The organism is Microbacterium pratiae (assembly GCF_047302165.1).
In the GTDB taxonomy this organism is placed as follows: domain Bacteria; phylum Actinomycetota; class Actinomycetes; order Actinomycetales; family Microbacteriaceae; genus Microbacterium.
In genome coordinates, this window is the sequence record NZ_CP154843.1 from 2,728,766 (window position 1) to 2,744,381 (window position 15,616).

Consider the following 15,616-nt stretch of genomic DNA (forward strand, 5'->3'; position numbering starts at 1 on the left):
GCGGTAGGCGAACAGCCGCAGGCCCGCTCCGGACCATTTCGGGAGCGGGCCTCCGGCTAGACGTGGACTGTCTCAGTCGGCGTTCCTCGTCCAGCGGGTAAGCAAGCTGCGTGTCGCCGTCGACGTAGGACTGCATCATCCTCGCGCTGGTCACCGGCCTCGACGAGGTCGACGCCAAGGCCGAGCCCGCCGAGCGCCGCATGCTCAACCAAGCACTGCTCGACCGGATGACCATCTACGACGACCAGGCCGCTCTCGAACCCGGCCACCTCACGCTCGATCTCGTCGCGAGCGGCCTCCGCGAGCGCCTGCAGAGCGGAATCTCTCTGGCCTGCTCGATCCATGCGTCGATGACAAGGCGGACCTCGTCAGTGACGTTGCGATCGCGCAGATGCGCGATGATGTCCAGCTGGGCACGGGTGGATCCGTTCAAACTGACCGCAAGCGGCTTCACCGGGCCGTAGCCGAGGCCGTTGCCGGACGGGGCGGGTGGGTTCGATTCGCTCATAGGCGAATCGCCTACTTCACGAGTGCGGCCGAGAACTCGGTTGGTTCTCTCGGAGACCGCCGTCCGGTGACGAGGAGCGTCACGCAGCGGGCGCCGGAACACGCTGCAGCGCCCGCGCCCTCAGTGAATGACAGCTGGGAGGCGGTTCGCAACCGTCTGATCGAACGTGAACAGGGGTCATGGCGTGCTCCTTGAGCCCATAGACCGTCGCCGCGCGAAAGCCTGTCAGGTCGTCGTGATGGCTGGCGGCGTGACGAGCACAAGCGTGGCGGGATCGACGTCCTCACGGGCGCGTAGCTCGGGCAGGTCAGCGCCATCGAGCGAGGCCGCGAACATTAGTACTTTCGCTTGCTCGAGCGCGGTCGCGACGGACTGCGCCGAGGAGACCGCCGCGTAAAAGGCTCCGGCGAAGACGATGGCCGATGTGTCGTTGATCGTGTCGGACATCCCGATCACTACCGGAACTGTTTGCAGGAGGTCATCGGCGCCCGCCAAGCTCTCGCAGGCGTTCAGTACGACCAGGCGGGGCGGAGTGTCAGTCGCGCCGAGGACGCGGGCGAGCAGTGTAAATTCCACGTCGGCCCCGTCCTCGTCCCCGGCTTCGTTCTCCATGAGTAGACCGGTGAGGCCAGCGTGACCTGAGAAGTGGACGATGTGAGGGCGGTGGTCGTTCAAACCGTCGATCAGATCTGCGACCGTGGCGGCGGGAGCGTGTTCGACCTCGATGAGGTCACGGTACTTCGATCCGCGGATCGCCTTCTTGACCTCGCGCACCTCATGGTCGACTCGCAGCCAAGTGCCGTATTCCTCCACGCTGCCGTCCGGTCGCGTGATCGTCGTCTCGGTTGCGTCGGGATTGGCCGTCAGGTAGAGCACGCGCAGCTTCTCGGGTTCCGGCGGCCGCACCTGGATGTAGCGAACTTGGGGAGCGGGGTTATTCAAGCGCCCCACCTCGCGAGCATGGCTCAGCTCTTCTCGTCGGCGTCTGCTGTCCGCTTGTCGCTGAGTCGTCTGCGCGGCCCGACGCTCGCTCACCTCCGCCGTGGAGAGCGAGGACTTCTTGGATGCGAGCGACTTCTCAATCGTTCCGAGCTGTTTGCGCGCGGCGGCGATCTTCTGCTCAGCCGTCACGACCTTTTTGTCCTCCCGCCCCGCTGCAGTGAGCGCCGACCTCGCGGTTGAGGCGCTCTTTGTCCTGCCGGATTGCTCACGCTTCTTACCCGCGGCCTCTCGAGCGGTGGCCGCCTCCTTCTCGTGCTTGGCGACGTCACGGGCGAGATCGCCCTTCCGCGCTTCCAGACGAGCGATCTCTGATCGCAGGGTGTCACTTCGAGCCACGGTTCACACCTCCGTTCCTCATCCGGCCGGGACGGTGCGACCGGAGGAGCCGCACCGCCCGAAGCGTCACCAGCGGATCTTCTCGGGCTTGAACTCGATCCGCGAGCCGTCGCTGATCAGCTGCGCCCACTCCGTCAGCTCGGGCTCGGTGATGCTGCCGCCGTCCTCCGCGAACAGCCGCTGGAGCGCAGGCTTGATCTCCGCGATCGGATGGCCGGTGTACCGCTGCCGAATCTGCTCTAGTTCGCGCGTCTGCTTCGCCGCGAGGTCTCTGACTGCGTCCTCCGCGATGCGTTTGAACGCGTTCTCGTCGAAGTTGAAGGAAACGTTGCTCATGATGCTGGAACCGCCTTCTGCCCTGGTAGGCGTCTGGGTCTCCGGAGAAGCAGCAGGCCGTGTACTCATCATCGTGAAGGTCTGGCAGGGAGGCTCCGCGACGATCAGGTCGCTGAGCCTCCCTGCCACGCGCTCAGCCCTTGCCGAGCGTCGATCCCGCCTTCGACTTGGCCGGCTTGCTGGACGAGTTGGACGCGAGCGTCTTCCCCGCCTTGCTCAGCTGCCCCTTCGAAGGCTTGGACGACCGAGACGATGATTTGGCCATCGGCCCGCTCCTCTCCGTGAGAAGGAAGAAGCAGATGCACCCGAGCGAACCCGAGAGTCCAGCTCGCGTAGGGGCTATCAAGCCCCTAGAGTCGAGAAGTCCGTCCAAAGACACCCCGGCCCCGATCTGCCGTATGAGAGCCTCGCTCGACCACACGGCCGGTCGGGGCTCTGTTTGTGGCTCACATGGTAGACCCGCCCACCGACATCTGAATCACACTGGTGTAATTCCAAGCGGACTCACGGGTCGAGCTCCCTGCGAGTCGACACCTCGCTGCGGCACGAGGTCTGCTTCGAACTCACGATGCTTGTTTATGTCCACGCCAAGGCGGTGAGCGAACGCGACCAGGTCGCCGCGGCCCCCGATGATCCGGTTGAGGACGAACCCGCTCGGGAACGCCCGAATTACCCGCTCCTCCAGCGCAAAGGGATCGCTGACCTTCGCCGCGAAGATGCGTGTGGTGTCCAGAGCGCGAAAGCTGTCGATGGAGAGGATCGAATCGTGCACGCCGCCCCAGAGCAGCCGATCAAAGGCCTTACTAGATGACCAGTGGCGCCGGATCCGATCCTTCACCCCTCCAGCGCCTGTGGCGACGCCCACGTACACCTGGCAGTAGTTGTCGAGCACCATCACGTACAGGCCGGATGTGCCGTCCCATTCGTTGAGGTCATGGACTTCGCGCATACCCCGCCGAGAGGTGACCGCCCGACTCACCACCTGGTCGAACTCGGCGTGGTCCAGCGACGCGAAGTACGCCATGTTCAGGTCGTAGTTCTCGAGCGCCCGTGCTCGCTGCTCCAAGCACCACGCGTCCGTGTGGAAGCGATGATCCTCGTCCTCGTAGGACTCGTCGACCGCATCCCAGAGGGCCGGATCAAGCTCTCGCGGGAAGCGCGTAGAGGAGCGCTTGTTGATCTGCGCATACGTCTCTCGCGAGATGCGAAGGCCATACTTCGGGCCACTTCGCACCGGTATCCCAAAATGCACAGCGGTCTTCGCAGATACTGCGTGGTCTCGGCCCCTGAGCATGCGACAACCGTAGGGCGCAGGATCCCTGAACAACAGAACGCGGGGACTAGCAAGCGCTCGCCCCCGCGATCTGTAGACGCTGTTAGCCCTGGACCGCCGCCCGCCTGCGCCTCATGGCGATAGTGACGCCAGCGCCGAGCAGCAGCGCACCGGCTCCACCGAGCGCGAACCAGGCCGCGTCGTCGCCACCGGAGGCAGCGAGGCCCTCTACAACCGTCAGATCAAGGAACACCGACCCGGAGACGGCGCCGCGGACCTCGACCTGGTGCGCACCGGCAGCGACGTCTGCCGGCAGGGCAACCGTCTGCGAGACCGTCCCGGCGTCCGAGGGTGTGTCGTCTACAAGAGGTTGAACCCTCGTGGCGAACTCCGCGAGCCGATGGGCTCGCTCGTGGAGATCATCGAAGCCACCAACTCAAACGCGCCCTCTACTGCGGGCGCGTCGGGAGTCGAGACTCAACCTGATTCGGATTGAGTCAGTAGTTGGAAAGTGACCGTTTCGGTGGACCTGAGGGGATTCGAACCCCTGACCTCTTCATTGCGAACGAAGCGCGCTACCAACTGCGCCACAGGCCCGGAACTCCCCCACACTATCACGCTGTCGGGACTGCTCCGTGCGCGCACAATGGAGGGATGCACCACCCCGCGGCATCCGTCATTCGCAACGTCCGCGTCTCCGACGCCACCGCCGTCGACATCCGCATCGCCGACGGCCTCATCACCTCCGTCGAGCCGGCAACGCCGCCGGCGCCGTCGATGGAGGCGGGTGACACCGGCCTCGAGATCGACGGACGCGGAATGCTCGCGCTTCCCGGCCTCGTCAACACTCACGCTCACGTCGACAAGTCGTGGTGGGGCCTGCCCTGGCAGTCGTACGGCGGCGAGGGCGGCACCGACGGCCGCATCCGGCACGAACGCGCCCGCCGCGCCGAGCTGGGCATCCCCAGCGTGTCGACGACGGCACGGGTTCTCGAACAGTTCGTCCGTCACGGCACCACCGCCATTCGCACGCATGTCGACGTCGATCTCGGTGTCGCCCAGCGCGGCATCGAAGCCGTGCGCGAAGCCGTCGCCGCCTACGACGGATCCCTCCAGGTGCAGATCGTGGCCTTCCCCCAGGACGGCGTGCTGCGCCGCCCCGGCGTCATCGACCTGCTCGACGAGGCGGCCGTCGCGGGAGCGGAGTTCATCGGCGGCCTCGACCCCGCGACGATCGATCGTGACCCCGTCGGCCAGCTCGACGCGCTATTCCGCGTCGCCGCTGAGCGCGGCGTCGGGATCGACCTGCATCTGCACGACCCCGCCGAGCTCGGCGCCTTCCAGATCGAGCTCATCATCGAGCGCACCCAGCGTTCGGGACTCGCCGGACGCGTCAACCTCGCGCACGGGTTCGCTCTCGCACAGGTCGGCGCGTCGCAGCGACGCGACCTGCTCCAGGCGATGGCGGCACTCGACATCACGATGACGACCGTCGCGCCCCTGCGTCTCCCCCAGCTGCCGCTTCACGAACTGGATGCCGCGGGCGTGCGCTTCGGCTTCGGCACGGACGGCATCCGAGACCTGTGGAGCCCCTACGGCACCGGCGACCTGCTCGGGATCGCCTGGCAGTATGCGCGCGCCTCGAGCCTCGTCCGCGATGAGGATCTGCGCCGTGTGGTCGACATCGCGACGGCCGCTTCAACGCCATTCGTGGGGCTACCGGCCGGCGGACTGGTGCGGGGCTCCCGCGCCGACCTCATGCTCGTCGACGCGGAGAACCCGATGGACGCCCTCGTGCGGACGCCGGAGCGCGAGCTGGTCGTCGGTAACGGGCGCGTCCTGTTCCAGCGCTGAGCCGGTGTCAGCCGGCTGCGCGCTGTGCGAGCAGACGCCGGACGTGGTCCTCGATCTGCGCGTCGTCGACCTGGCCGGTCGGCACGAACGCCGGGGTGGGTGCCTTGGCGGCCCGACTCGCGGCCAGGGAGGTCGGCGCGCGGCGCTCGGCCTCGCGCTGGATCGCCTCACCGACGGCGGCCTGGCGTAGCGCTTCGCGCGCGTCGACCTCGTCGAGGACAGCCGCGGCGCGCGAACCGGCTGAGGCCGTGAGCGGGCGGGGCAGTTCGCGCGGGGTCCAGGTGGCACGCGCGTCGGCGAACTCGAACTCGGGCACGACGGCGGACGCCGCCTCGACACGGGCGACGACGGCGGGAGCGGCAGCTGCCGAGCGGACGGCGCGTCGAGCCACGGCGGCCATGCGATTGAGGACGACAGCGGTGACGAGCAGCGTTGCGACGCCCGCGACCAACAGCGCGGCCGACCCCGACGACGCCAGCATCCAGCCACCAGCACCGGTCGCGCCGAGAGCCAGCAGGGCGACGATCGTGGTCGCGAGACGAAGCCGGCGACGCACACGGGCGCGGTGCTCGGGCGAGGTCATGCGAGCCGTCCGCGCAACGCGGACCTCGCGGCGCGCCTCGATGAGCTGACGGCGATCGCTTTCGAGCCGCAGCTGCTCCTTCTCGTGCTGCACCTGACGGGCGAGCTTCTGCTGCGCCAGCGCGGTGCGCGTCGAGAGCTCGACCCGCACCTCCTCGGGCGCCTCGGCCGTCTCGGCGAGCACGCGCAGCGCCTGGTTCAGGCGGACGGCGTTGCGTTCGGCGGCGTCGTAGCGATAACGACTGTGCCAGGAGGGAAGCAGATAGACCATCCACAACGCGACCGCGACGAGGACGATCACGCCGCCGCCGAGAACCTGCCCACCCATGGGATCAACCGTACGTGGCAACCCGCGTCGTGCCACCTCCGACACCCGCGTGTCTGAAGTTCTTGTTCACCTTTAAGGTTCGATTCCCGCCGCGCGCCGGTCGGCAAGGGGAACGGTCGCCGCATCGGGAGGCACGGCGCCCTCCAGCCAGCGCCCGAGTACGCCGCGCGGGACATCCTCCGCCACGAGGGCGAAAGCGAAGTGATCGCGCCAATTGCCGTCGATGTGGATGTAGCGACGACGCAACCCCTCGTAGCGGAAACCCAGCTTCTCGACGACGCGCAGACTCGCCCGATTCTCGGGCCGGATGCAGATCTCCATACGGTGCAGTCGCAGCTCGTCGAAGCACAGGTCCGTCGCGAGGGCGACGGCTGTCGGCGTGATGCTCTTGCCGGCGAACCGCTCGCTCACCCAGTATCCGATCGTCGCCGACGACAGTGAGCCGCGCGCGATGCCCCAGACGTTCAGCTGCCCGGCGATCTGCCCCTCGTGCTCCATGACGAGCGGTACGCCGCTGCCGTCACGGTACTGCTGCAGCAGACGTCGGATCCCGAGGCGCATGTCCAACGACACGGGACCGTCGGGGCTCGTCGCTTCCCACCGCTGCAACCACGACCGGTTCGCGAGCAGCTCGGATTGCAGGATGCGGGCGTCGCGCGGCCTGATCAACCGGATCGCCACCGGTCCGTGGTGGCGGGGTGCGGTGGCATCCACGCGCGTTCCCGTCTCTCGTGTCAGAGGGTCTCGACGAAGTCCTTCAGCCACGGTCGCAGCTCGGGGCCGAGATCGTCACGGTCGGACGCGAGCTGCACGATCGCCTTGATGTAGTCGAGCCGGTCACCCGTGTCGTAGCGGCGTCCGCGGAAGACCACGCCCAGCACGCCCTCGGTGGTCGCGAGCTCCTGAAGCGCGTCGGTGAGCTGGATCTCGCCGCCCTTGCCCGGCTCGGTGCGCTCGAGGATGTCGTACACGTTGGGCTTGAGGACGTAACGGCCGATGATCGCGTAGTTGGACGGCGCGTCCTCCTTCTTCGGCTTCTCGACGAGGCCCGTGACCTTCACGACATCCGGGTCGTCGGTCGGCTCGACGGCAGCGGCACCGTACAAGTGGATCTGATCGGGGTCGACCTCCATGAGGGCCACGACGGTGAGGCCCGAGCGCTCCTGCTCGGCGAGCATCTTCGGCAGCAGAGGGTCGCGCTCGTCGATGAGGTCGTCGCCGAGCATGACGGCGAAGGTCGCGTCGCCGACGTGAGCGCGCGAACGCAGCACGGCATGCCCGAGGCCCTTCGGCTCACCCTGACGCACGAAGTGGATGTCGGCGAGGTCGGACGATTCCTGGACCTTGCGCAGCTTGACGTCGTCGCCCTTGCGGGTGAGGTTGTGCTCGAGCTCGGGAACGGAGTCGAAGTGGTTCGACAGATTGTTCTTGTTGCGCCCGATGATGATCAGGACGTCGTCGATGCCGGCCTGCGTCGCTTCTTCGACGACGTACTGGATGGCCGGCTTGTCGACGACCGGCAGCATCTCCTTGGGCATCGCCTTCGTGGCGGGAAGGAAACGGGTGCCGAGGCCTGCGGCGGGGATGACCGCCTTGATGCGCTGCTGAGACATGGGACCACCATATCGATCAGGCGCCGCAGACGAGCCGTAACGCGCACACCCTTTACAATCGGGGCATGTCCGACGCGATCGACAACGCCAAGCGCGCGCTGCGAGCGGACCTTCGCGAACGCCGATACGGGATGTCGGATGCGGCCCGCGAGACGGCCGCCGACGGCATCCGCGCGCAACTTCGAGAACTCGTCGCCCGCACCGGTGCCCGCTCGATCTCGTGCTATCTCTCGGCGCCGACCGAGCCGGGCACCCGCGCCTTCATCGACGAGGCCGTCGCGGCGGGCGTCCGGGTGCTTCTGCCGATCAGCCGGAACGACGGGCTGCTCGACTGGGTCGTCGCCGAGCCGGGCGCTGCCGTCGCAGACGGACTCTTCGGCGTACCGGAGCCCGTGGGCGAGGTCCTGAGCCCGATCTCCGTCGGTGACGTCGACCTCCTCGTGATTCCCGCTGCAGCCGTCGACGCCGCAGGGATGCGTCTGGGCTGGGGGCGCGGCTACTTCGACAAGACCCTCGGTTCGATGGAGAACCGCCCGCCGGTGTACGCCGTGCTCTTCGACTCCGAACTCGTCGACGAGGTGCCGCGCGATCTCCACGATCAGCCGGTGACCGGCGTCGTCACTCCCACCCGAACCGTCGTCCTCGTTCCCGAGGCGCACTGAATCCCGAGGAACCATGCCCACCTACGCCTATGCCTGCAAGTCGTGCGGGCACCGCTTCGATGCGGTCCAGTCGTTCGCCGAGCCCGCACTGACGGTCTGCCCCGAGTGCTCGGGCGAGCTGCGCAAGCAGTACGGATCGATCGGCGTCACCTTCAACGGCGGCGGTTTCTACCGCACCGACTCGCGCGCATCCGGATCGGGGTCGGGCGCGTCAAGCAGTGGCGGCGACTCGTCGTCTTCGGCATCATCGAAGCCCGAGGCCAAGTCCTCGCCCGCTGCGGCGGGTTCGTAGACCCGGCACCGCCGGAAAGGGAGGAGAGCTATGATCAAGGGCTTCCGCGACTTCATCATGCGCGGCAACGTCATCGACCTGGCTGTCGCCGTGGTCATCGGCGGTGCGTTCACGGCAATCGTGAATGCGATCGTCTCAAGCATCATCAACCCGCTCGTCGGCTTGGTCTATCAGCCGAACGCCGAAGGTATCGCCGGCCCCAAGCTCACCGGCATCCACGGCGAGGAAGTCACCTTCCCGCTCGGCGAGCTCATCACCGCCGTCATCAGCTTCTTCGCCGTCGCTCTCGTCGTGTACTTCGTGTTCGTCGTGCCGATGAACAAGTGGAAGGAGCGGCAGGCCGCGAAGGCGGGCGTGGTCGAAGAGGCTGCGAAGCTCCCGACCGAGCAGGAACTGCTCATCCAGATCCGCGACCTGCTCGAGCGCAACAACGCAGCCACCGCTGCGACGAGCACGGCTCCGGCACCCGCGGATGCGCCGCTCCGCCGCTCGCAGAACACTCCCCCGGCGGCCCCCTCCGCCTGAGCGGTTCAGTAGTGCGGCGGAACCTCGTTCCGCATCCGCGCATCGTTCGGACCCGATGCCCCGGCCGCGCCCTCGGCGCCGGCCGGGGCATCCGTCGTCTCGTCGGCGGATGTCGGCTCGGCCGTGGTGCCCGGGGCGGCGGTCAGTCGCGCGCGACGACCTCCGACGCGCTCGACCCGCTGCCGATCACTCGATGACATCGAGCGGCTCGGTGCTCGCATCCGCGGTCGGCGCCTCGGGCTCGACGCCCAGGATCGCAGCGACGCGCGCGGCCACGCCGGCAGGGTCGCTGTAGAGGTCGAACGAGTGCACGCGGATGTAGTGCCATCCCAGCCGCCGCAGGATCTGGGGCCGCAAGCGCAGCGACTCACGCAGCGACTGCCCGATCGTCTCGGGGTCGCCCTCGACCACGACGGCCTTGCCGTCGCGCTGGGCCACGAGCGGCAGCAGTCCGCGGTACGCGACATCGACCGCGACACCGAGGCGTCGGAGGTTCTGCGCCAGCGCGAGAGTCAGCGGGTCGGCGAGGTCTTCGAGGCGGGCCTCGCGAGCCCGGGCCGCGATACCGCCGAGGATCGACATGAGCGTCGCGGCGCCGTTCTCGAGGCGTCCGTCATCGAACGCGGACGGGCGGATCGACGACACGATCACCATCGAGCGGCGGGCGCGGGTCATGCCGACGGTCAACAGACGCTCACCGTCCGGGCCCGACAGCACGCCGAAGTCGCTCAGCACACGGCCATGGCGCGTGAGCCCGTACCCGAGCGAGAACACGACACGATCGCGGCTCTCGGCGACCGACTCCTCGAGCCCGAGCACGGCGAACGGCTCGGCCGTCTCGCGACCGACGAACTCTGCGACATCCGAGCGTCCCGCGAAGGCGGCCTCGACGGCGGCGCGGATGCGCAGGGCATGCTTCGTCGACGCGGTGACGACCATCAGCGACTCGTTCGGACGGTTCACGGCGTGCTCGACGACGAGCGTCACGACCCGGGCGACCTCGGCATCGGGGCTCTCGACGGCACCGGAATCCGGGTCGGGCGCACCGACGCCGCCCTCGACGTAGTCGACGCTCAGGCTGCCGCGACCGAGGTACGACCCGGCCCACGGGAACGAGACGATCTCGCCACCGTAGAAGGCTTCGTTGACGAGCTCGGCGAGGTCTTCGCCGCCCGCCCGGTAGCTGCGGGTCAGCGTCTCGACCGGGACGATCTCGGCGAGGCGCTCGAAGACGCTCTTCTCGTCGGGGTCGACGATCGGCTCATCGGACGGGTCGCGATCAGCGGCGATCTCGAAGGGAGTCGGCCGCTGGGTGACCGGGTCGCCGAAGGCCACGACCTGGCGTCCGCGGCGCAAGGCTGCAGCGGACTCGGCGACGCTCAGGGCACCGGCATCCGCCAGGATCACGACGTCGAACGCGGGACGTGCGGGCAACGCGGCGACCTCGTACGGTGACGCGATCCACACCGGCGCGAGCGTCCGGAGCAGCTTCGGAGCCACCGCGAGGAGCTCGGCCGCCGAGGCCGTGCCCTCGCGCAGCGCCGCCTTGAGCGAGGCGGTCTCGTCGGCCTCGTCGACGATCGCGATCTTCCATCGCGTCGCGAGCTCGGCTGCCAGCTGCTGGCCCGCCGATGCCGCGTGGGCCTCGTCGACGAGACGGAAGTCGCGCTCGAGGCGGTCGACGACGCTGGTGTTCGCGCCGAGCAGCGCGCGATCGCTGCGGAGCATCGCCTCGAGAGCGGACTGCCACCAGGCGAACTCGAACTCCGACGCGACGCGCTCTTCGGGCACGTGGCGGACGGAGAGCTCGGTCAGCAGTCCCTCGAGGCCGAGGGCCGCCAGTTCACCGCGCAGCGTGGCTCGCTCGACGAGGTTGTCGAAGACGTCGGAGTCGGCGGCGAGCCCGGCGAGGATCCGCACGAGATCCGTGATTGGGGTCGCCAGCAGGTCGTGACCGGGGCCGAGCACTCGCGAGAGCTCGCCGAGGTCGGCGTCGACGCGCTGCCACGAGGTCGCGACGGCGTCGAGGCCTGCGGGAATCTCCGGGACGACGCCCACCTCTGCCAGGCGCTGCCACTGCTCGCGCTGCTTCTGCACGCGGACGAGCGCGTCGTGCATGTCGGTCACGTGCATGCCGGGGCGCACGTACTCCTTCGACAGCCGGCGCAGTCGGCGCCGCGTGGCTCCGTTCATCTCCGGAGTGTCACGGCGGGTCGAGTGCGCCTCGATGAGGTCGCCCAGCGGACGCTCGAAGACCGTGAGGCTGAAGCGGTCGAGCGAGGCGCGGATGCCCTGCAGCAGCCGGATGTAGGCGCCGAGCTCGGCGAGGGTCGTGAACGGCCGCATCCGCGTCTGTCCGATGAGCTCGTAACCGCGCTCGAGGATCTCGGGGATCTCCGTGCGGTGCAGACGACCCGCGAGCGCGTGCGCGGCGCGTGCCTGCTCGGTCGTCTCGAACGCGACGCCGTACCAGGGTGAGTCGTCGGGACCGAAACGGAACTCACCGAGGCGGGCAGCGGTCGCGAGCGAGGCCGCGGCCTCGGCGCGACGAGTCGAGAGGCGCTGGAGGGTCGCCGCGTCGAATCGCGTCGCGGCCGAGGGCTGCGGCGACTCTCCGGCGATCGTCGTCAGCTTCTGCAGGACCTCGAGGGGCGAGACGCCGAGCATCGGATGCCGCTGCGTCAGCGAGACGCGGTAGTCGCGCAGCACCGTGCGCAGGCGCACCAGGGCATCGTCGATCTCACCCATCTTCGGGTGCTGCGCCTTCTCGTTCCGGGCGATCGCACGGATGAGGTCGCGATGGACGCCCCGGGGCGACACGGCGAGACCGGGCAGCCCGATACCGGCGAGGCGGTGGCGGACGCCTTCGAGGGTCGAGCGGCGAGCGCTGACCACGAGGACGCGCTTGCCACGGCGGACCAGCTCGCCGACGGCGTTGATGATCGTCTGCGTGCCGCCCGTGCCGGGCAGCGTGTGGACCACGAGCGACTGGCCCGCGACGATGCGGTCGAGAACGCCCTCCTGTTCGGCGTCGGCATCGAGCAGGAGACGATCGGATGCCGGTGGCCGGTCGTCCGACGGGACCGCGTCGGGCACCGGGTACCGCGTCGCGACGAGTGCCCGGTCGTCTTCGTGACCCGCGAGCGCGTTGAGCACCGGCACGTCGAGATCGGCCGCGTCGCGCTCGGCGCGCGCCGCGACGTCAGCGAACGTCGAGACGATCAGACGCGGCTGCACGGTGAACGTGTCGACGTGCGCGGTGAGGGCGCGCAAGTGGTCGATGACGGGCTGGGGCTTGAAGATGCCGCCGTCGTAGGCGAGCGCGGCGAGCCCGCGGCGGTCGAGGTCGATGCCGAAGTGCGTGCGGGCGACCTCGACGAGCTCGGGGTTGACCGAGAACGAGCCGTGCAGCTTGAGGTCGAAGTCACCGTGATGACGGCGGATGGCGAGCGGCCGCAGGAGGACGGGGGCGTTGTAGGTGAGGCCTCCCGCACGCCAGGACGCGAACCCGACGCCGAGGTGGACCGTGTCGAGTCCACGGGTCGTGCGGAGCTCGACGTCCTTCGCGGTGATGCGTCCGGCCGCGAGCCGCGCCGTGCGCAGTGCGACCTCGTCGCGGAACAGGTTCGACAGCAGTGTCGACCGGCCCGTGATGAACTGCGGCAGGCTGCCGGGATGGGCTTTGGTGATGTCGATGCCGACATCGTCGGAGGCGATGTAGTGGAGCAGCGTCGACCGGCCGCCGAGTCGAGCCGCCTGCACGCGGATGTGCTCGCGCTCCGGGTCGGCCACGTGGGCGACGACAACGTCCTCATCGGCGACGTCGAGCTGCGCCGGGGTCACCGATTCGACCCGAACCTCGTCGGTTGCGTCCGGACGGACGGCTCCTCGATCTCCTCGCCACACAGCACACACCCTAAGCGGAGCAACTGCATCCGACACTCAGGCGCCACCGAGTTTCGCGCTATTGCCGACACGCCGGACGATCGGCGTTTCCTCCCCGGCGCTCACGGGAGCGGTCCTCTCCCCCGCCCGAGTCCCGACACGCGCTGAACGTGAGACCGCCCGAGATGATGGAGCCATGACGGACGCAGCTTTCGCGGTACATCCCACGCCGATCGGAGACGCCCTCGTCGTGGTGACCGGAACGGGCCTCGCCTCTCTCGGCATCCTCGACCGGCCGGCCGAGATCGCCCTCATCGACCTCGCCGTGGCCCTCGGCGCGCCGCCGGTCCACGACCCCGATGCAGCCGTCGATGCGACCGCAGAGCTCGACGCCTACTTCACGGGACGACTGCGGCGGTTCGAGACTCCCATCGACTGGCTTCTCGCCCCCTCCGGCTTCGCCCGCGACGCGCTGCGCGCCGTCTGCGAGGTGCCGTACGGCGAAGTGGCGACGTACGGCGAGATCGCGATCGCCGCCGGATCACCACGCGCGCATCGCGCCGTCGGCTCGGCCTGCGCGCGGACGCCCCTCTCGATCGTCGTGCCCGCGCACCGCGTCGTCCGAAGCGACGGGTCGATCGGTGAATACGGCGGGCACCCCGAACGCAAACGGTTCCTGCTCGACCTCGAGAGCAGCGGAGGTTCCGGCCGCGTGTAGGCCGCACCGGAACGGCGACGGCCCCGGGCGGCGCATGCCCGGGGCCGTCGTTCGTGCGGTGGGGGTGCGGTCTAGTGGTCGACCGCCTTCTCCGCGCCGTGACCGGTGAGCGACCGAACGTCCATCTCGGCGGCCTTCAGCGGGTCCTCCTGCCGTCGCTCGGTGACCGATCCGACCCAGCCGAGGAAGAACCCGAGCGGGATCGACACGATGCCGGGGTTGTTCAGCGGCCAGATCGCCGTTCCGACGTTCTTGAACACACTCGTCTCGGTGCCCCAGAACACGGGCGACAGAATGATGAGGATGATGGCTGCCGCCAGGCCGCCGTACATGCTCCACACCGCACCGCGCGTCGTGAACTTGCGCCAGAACAGCGAGTAGATGATCGTCGGCAGGTTCGCCGACGCCGCGACGGCGAAGGCGAGGGCCACCAGGAACGCGACGTTCTGCCCCTGTACGCCGATGCCGCCGACGATCGCGAGGATGCCGATCACGATGACCGTCCGCCGGGCGACCTTGACCTCGCCGTCGGGCGGCACGTTTCCCTTCTTCACCACGTTCGCATAGATGTCGTGCGCGAACGATGCCGCCGCCGTGATGGTGAGACCCGCCACGACCGCGAGGATCGTCGCGAACGCCACGGCAGAGATGAAGCCGAGGAGCAGCGGTCCGCCCAGCTCGAGGGCCAGGAGCGGGGCGGCGGAGTTGACCCCGCCCGGCGCCGACGCGATGCGCTCGGGGCCGACCAGGGCACCCGCCCCGTACCCCAGCACGAGAGTGAGGAGGTAGAAGAGGCCGATGAGCCAGATCGCCCACACGACCGACCGACGGGCCTCCTTCGCGGTCGGAACCGTGTAGAAGCGCATGAGCACGTGCGGCAGGCCCGCGGTTCCGAGGACCAGCGCGACCGCGAGTGAGATGAAGTCCCACGGGTTGGCGCCGTACTGCAGGCCAGGACCGAGGATCGCCTCGCCCTTCGGCGACGCGGCGACCGCGCTCTCGAGCAGGGTGTTGAGGTTGAACCCGTTGATCGCGAGCACCCAGATCGTCATGACGAGCGCGCCGCCGATCAGGAGGAACGCCTTGACGATCTGCACCCAGGTCGTGCCCTTCATGCCGCCGATGAGGACGTACACGATCATCAGCACGCCGACCACGGCGACCACGATCGACTGCCCGACCTGCTCGGTGATGCCCAGCAGCAGCGAGACGAGCCCGCCGGCCCCCGCCATCTGCGCGAGCAGATAGAAGAAGCACACGGCGAGCGTCGTGATGGCGGCCGCCATGCGCACCGGGGTCTGCTTCAGCCGGAACGAGAGCACATCGGCCATCGTGAACTTGCCGGTGTTGCGCATGAGCTCGGCCACGAGCAGCAGCGCGACGAGCCACGCGACGAGGAATCCGATCGAGTACAGGAAGCCGTCGTAGCCGTTGATCGCGATCGCACCGCAGATGCCGAGGAAGGATGCCGCGGACAGATAGTCACCGGCGATCGCGAAGCCGTTCTGCGGCCCGGTGAACGAGCGACCCGCGGCGTAGTAGTCGGCGGCGGTCTTGTTGTTGCGGCTGGCGCGGATGACGATGAACAGCGTCACCGCCACGAACGCGCCGAAGATCGAGATGTTCAGCACCGGATTGTTGTCGACGGTCTCGCCCGCCGCGACGACGGCGGCACCGACGCCGTTCACCGCTTCCCAGAATC

The 15,616-nt window shown here is 68.6% G+C and carries 17 protein-coding genes and 1 tRNA gene; 6 read left to right on the top strand and 12 right to left on the bottom strand.

Translation table 11 applies throughout. The features are described 5' to 3' along the window. Window positions 1-200: 200 nt before the first annotated feature. Complete coding sequence (locus AA0Y20_RS12920; protein ID WP_412939602.1) at window positions 201-464, top strand: hypothetical protein; 264 nt, start codon at window positions 201-203, stop codon at window positions 462-464. 269 nt (window positions 465-733) lie between these two features. Here AA0Y20_RS12920 and AA0Y20_RS12925 read toward each other — a convergent pair whose 3' ends face one another. From AA0Y20_RS12925 to AA0Y20_RS12950, 6 genes are all read right to left on the bottom strand, one after another. Then, entirely contained in the window at window positions 734-1,846 is a 1,113-nt protein-coding gene (locus AA0Y20_RS12925) for a CHAT domain-containing protein (RefSeq protein WP_413331612.1), read from the bottom strand. 66 nt (window positions 1,847-1,912) lie between these two features. Then, a complete protein-coding gene (locus tag AA0Y20_RS12930) occupies window positions 1,913-2,182 on the bottom strand; it encodes a hypothetical protein (protein ID WP_412939604.1) in 270 nt (89 codons plus the stop codon). Window positions 2,183-2,315: 133 nt separating this feature from the next. Next, window positions 2,316-2,447 carry a hypothetical protein gene (locus AA0Y20_RS12935; protein WP_412939605.1) on the bottom strand — a complete coding sequence of 44 codons (132 nt, stop codon included), beginning with the start codon at window positions 2,445-2,447 and terminating at the stop codon, window positions 2,316-2,318. A 213-nt stretch (window positions 2,448-2,660) separates the two neighbouring features. Then, window positions 2,661-3,416 (bottom strand): hypothetical protein, encoded by a 756-nt coding sequence (locus AA0Y20_RS12940; protein WP_412939606.1) that lies wholly within the window; start codon window positions 3,414-3,416, stop codon window positions 2,661-2,663. A 142-nt stretch (window positions 3,417-3,558) separates the two neighbouring features. Continuing rightward, on the bottom strand, window positions 3,559-3,708 hold the full coding sequence (locus AA0Y20_RS12945; RefSeq protein WP_412939607.1) for an LPXTG cell wall anchor domain-containing protein: 150 nt from the start codon (window positions 3,706-3,708) through the stop codon (window positions 3,559-3,561). Window positions 3,709-3,979: 271 nt separating this feature from the next. Continuing rightward, window positions 3,980-4,052 (bottom strand) — tRNA-Ala (locus AA0Y20_RS12950). Window positions 4,053-4,109: 57 nt separating this feature from the next. On the opposite strand from AA0Y20_RS12950, the gene AA0Y20_RS12955 reads away from it, so the two are divergent. Beyond that, window positions 4,110-5,309: an amidohydrolase family protein gene (locus AA0Y20_RS12955; protein WP_412939609.1), complete on the top strand. Its 1,200-nt coding sequence runs from the start codon at window positions 4,110-4,112 to the stop codon at window positions 5,307-5,309. 7 nt (window positions 5,310-5,316) lie between these two features. Here AA0Y20_RS12955 and AA0Y20_RS12960 read toward each other — a convergent pair whose 3' ends face one another. From AA0Y20_RS12960 to galU, 3 genes are all read right to left on the bottom strand, one after another. After that, window positions 5,317-6,219 (bottom strand): large exoprotein, encoded by a 903-nt coding sequence (locus tag AA0Y20_RS12960; RefSeq protein ID WP_412939611.1) that lies wholly within the window; start codon window positions 6,217-6,219, stop codon window positions 5,317-5,319. 72 nt (window positions 6,220-6,291) lie between these two features. Then, the gene (locus AA0Y20_RS12965) at window positions 6,292-6,933 is read right to left on the bottom strand and encodes a GNAT family N-acetyltransferase (protein ID WP_412939612.1); all 642 of its coding nucleotides are present in this window, start codon (window positions 6,931-6,933) and stop codon (window positions 6,292-6,294) included. Between the two features lie 20 nt (window positions 6,934-6,953). Then, on the bottom strand, window positions 6,954-7,832 hold the full coding sequence (gene galU / locus AA0Y20_RS12970) for a UTP--glucose-1-phosphate uridylyltransferase GalU (protein WP_412939613.1): 879 nt from the start codon (window positions 7,830-7,832) through the stop codon (window positions 6,954-6,956). Between the two features lie 65 nt (window positions 7,833-7,897). On the opposite strand from galU, the gene AA0Y20_RS12975 reads away from it, so the two are divergent. From AA0Y20_RS12975 to mscL, 3 genes are read left to right on the top strand one after another with little or no spacing between them, the layout of a single operon-like run. Then, window positions 7,898-8,494, top strand: a complete 597-nt coding sequence (locus AA0Y20_RS12975) for a 5-formyltetrahydrofolate cyclo-ligase (protein WP_412939614.1) — start codon at window positions 7,898-7,900, stop codon at window positions 8,492-8,494. 13 nt (window positions 8,495-8,507) lie between these two features. Beyond that, on the top strand, window positions 8,508-8,786 hold the full coding sequence (locus AA0Y20_RS12980) for an FmdB family zinc ribbon protein (RefSeq protein WP_091503315.1): 279 nt from the start codon (window positions 8,508-8,510) through the stop codon (window positions 8,784-8,786). 30 nt (window positions 8,787-8,816) lie between these two features. Continuing rightward, window positions 8,817-9,311, top strand: a complete 495-nt coding sequence (gene mscL / locus AA0Y20_RS12985; RefSeq protein ID WP_412939615.1) for a large conductance mechanosensitive channel protein MscL — start codon at window positions 8,817-8,819, stop codon at window positions 9,309-9,311. Between the two features lie 5 nt (window positions 9,312-9,316). Here the strand turns inward: mscL and AA0Y20_RS12990 are convergent, their stop codons facing one another. Both AA0Y20_RS12990 and AA0Y20_RS12995 read right to left on the bottom strand, forming a co-directional pair. After that, window positions 9,317-9,511 carry a hypothetical protein gene (locus AA0Y20_RS12990; protein WP_412939616.1) on the bottom strand — a complete coding sequence of 65 codons (195 nt, stop codon included), beginning with the start codon at window positions 9,509-9,511 and terminating at the stop codon, window positions 9,317-9,319. After that, complete coding sequence (locus AA0Y20_RS12995; protein ID WP_412939617.1) at window positions 9,498-13,226, bottom strand: AAA family ATPase; 3,729 nt, start codon at window positions 13,224-13,226, stop codon at window positions 9,498-9,500. The genes AA0Y20_RS12990 and AA0Y20_RS12995 overlap by 14 nt, the downstream gene beginning before the upstream one ends. Window positions 13,227-13,392: 166 nt before the next feature. Here AA0Y20_RS12995 and AA0Y20_RS13000 point away from each other — a divergent pair, with 166 nt between their 5' ends. After that, a complete protein-coding gene (locus AA0Y20_RS13000) occupies window positions 13,393-13,914 on the top strand; it encodes a methylated-DNA--[protein]-cysteine S-methyltransferase (RefSeq protein WP_412939618.1) in 522 nt (173 codons plus the stop codon). Window positions 13,915-13,985: 71 nt separating this feature from the next. On the opposite strand, the gene AA0Y20_RS13005 is transcribed toward AA0Y20_RS13000, so the two are convergent. Beyond that, window positions 13,986-15,602, bottom strand: a complete 1,617-nt coding sequence (locus AA0Y20_RS13005; protein WP_412939774.1) for a cation acetate symporter — start codon at window positions 15,600-15,602, stop codon at window positions 13,986-13,988. Between the last annotated feature and the right edge of the window lie 14 nt (window positions 15,603-15,616).

Excerpts from the sequence above, each read along its gene's own strand:
- AA0Y20_RS12955 (WP_412939609.1), top strand. The coding sequence starts at position 4,110 with ATGCACCACCCCGCGGCATCCGTCATTCGCAACGTCCGCGTCTCCGAC.
- AA0Y20_RS12975 (WP_412939614.1), top strand. The coding sequence starts at position 7,898 with ATGTCCGACGCGATCGACAACGCCAAGCGCGCGCTGCGAGCGGACCTT.
- AA0Y20_RS12990 (WP_412939616.1), bottom strand. The coding sequence starts at position 9,511 with ATGTCATCGAGTGATCGGCAGCGGGTCGAGCGCGTCGGAGGTCGTCGC.
- AA0Y20_RS13000 (WP_412939618.1), top strand. The coding sequence starts at position 13,393 with ATGACGGACGCAGCTTTCGCGGTACATCCCACGCCGATCGGAGACGCC.
- AA0Y20_RS12935 (WP_412939605.1), bottom strand. The coding sequence starts at position 2,447 with ATGGCCAAATCATCGTCTCGGTCGTCCAAGCCTTCGAAGGGGCAGCTG.
- AA0Y20_RS12960 (WP_412939611.1), bottom strand. The coding sequence starts at position 6,219 with ATGGGTGGGCAGGTTCTCGGCGGCGGCGTGATCGTCCTCGTCGCGGTC.
- mscL (WP_412939615.1), top strand. The coding sequence starts at position 8,817 with ATGATCAAGGGCTTCCGCGACTTCATCATGCGCGGCAACGTCATCGAC.
- AA0Y20_RS12920 (WP_412939602.1), top strand. The coding sequence starts at position 201 with ATGCTCAACCAAGCACTGCTCGACCGGATGACCATCTACGACGACCAG.
- galU (WP_412939613.1), bottom strand. The coding sequence starts at position 7,832 with ATGTCTCAGCAGCGCATCAAGGCGGTCATCCCCGCCGCAGGCCTCGGC.
- AA0Y20_RS12930 (WP_412939604.1), bottom strand. The coding sequence starts at position 2,182 with ATGAGCAACGTTTCCTTCAACTTCGACGAGAACGCGTTCAAACGCATC.
- AA0Y20_RS12980 (WP_091503315.1), top strand. The coding sequence starts at position 8,508 with ATGCCCACCTACGCCTATGCCTGCAAGTCGTGCGGGCACCGCTTCGAT.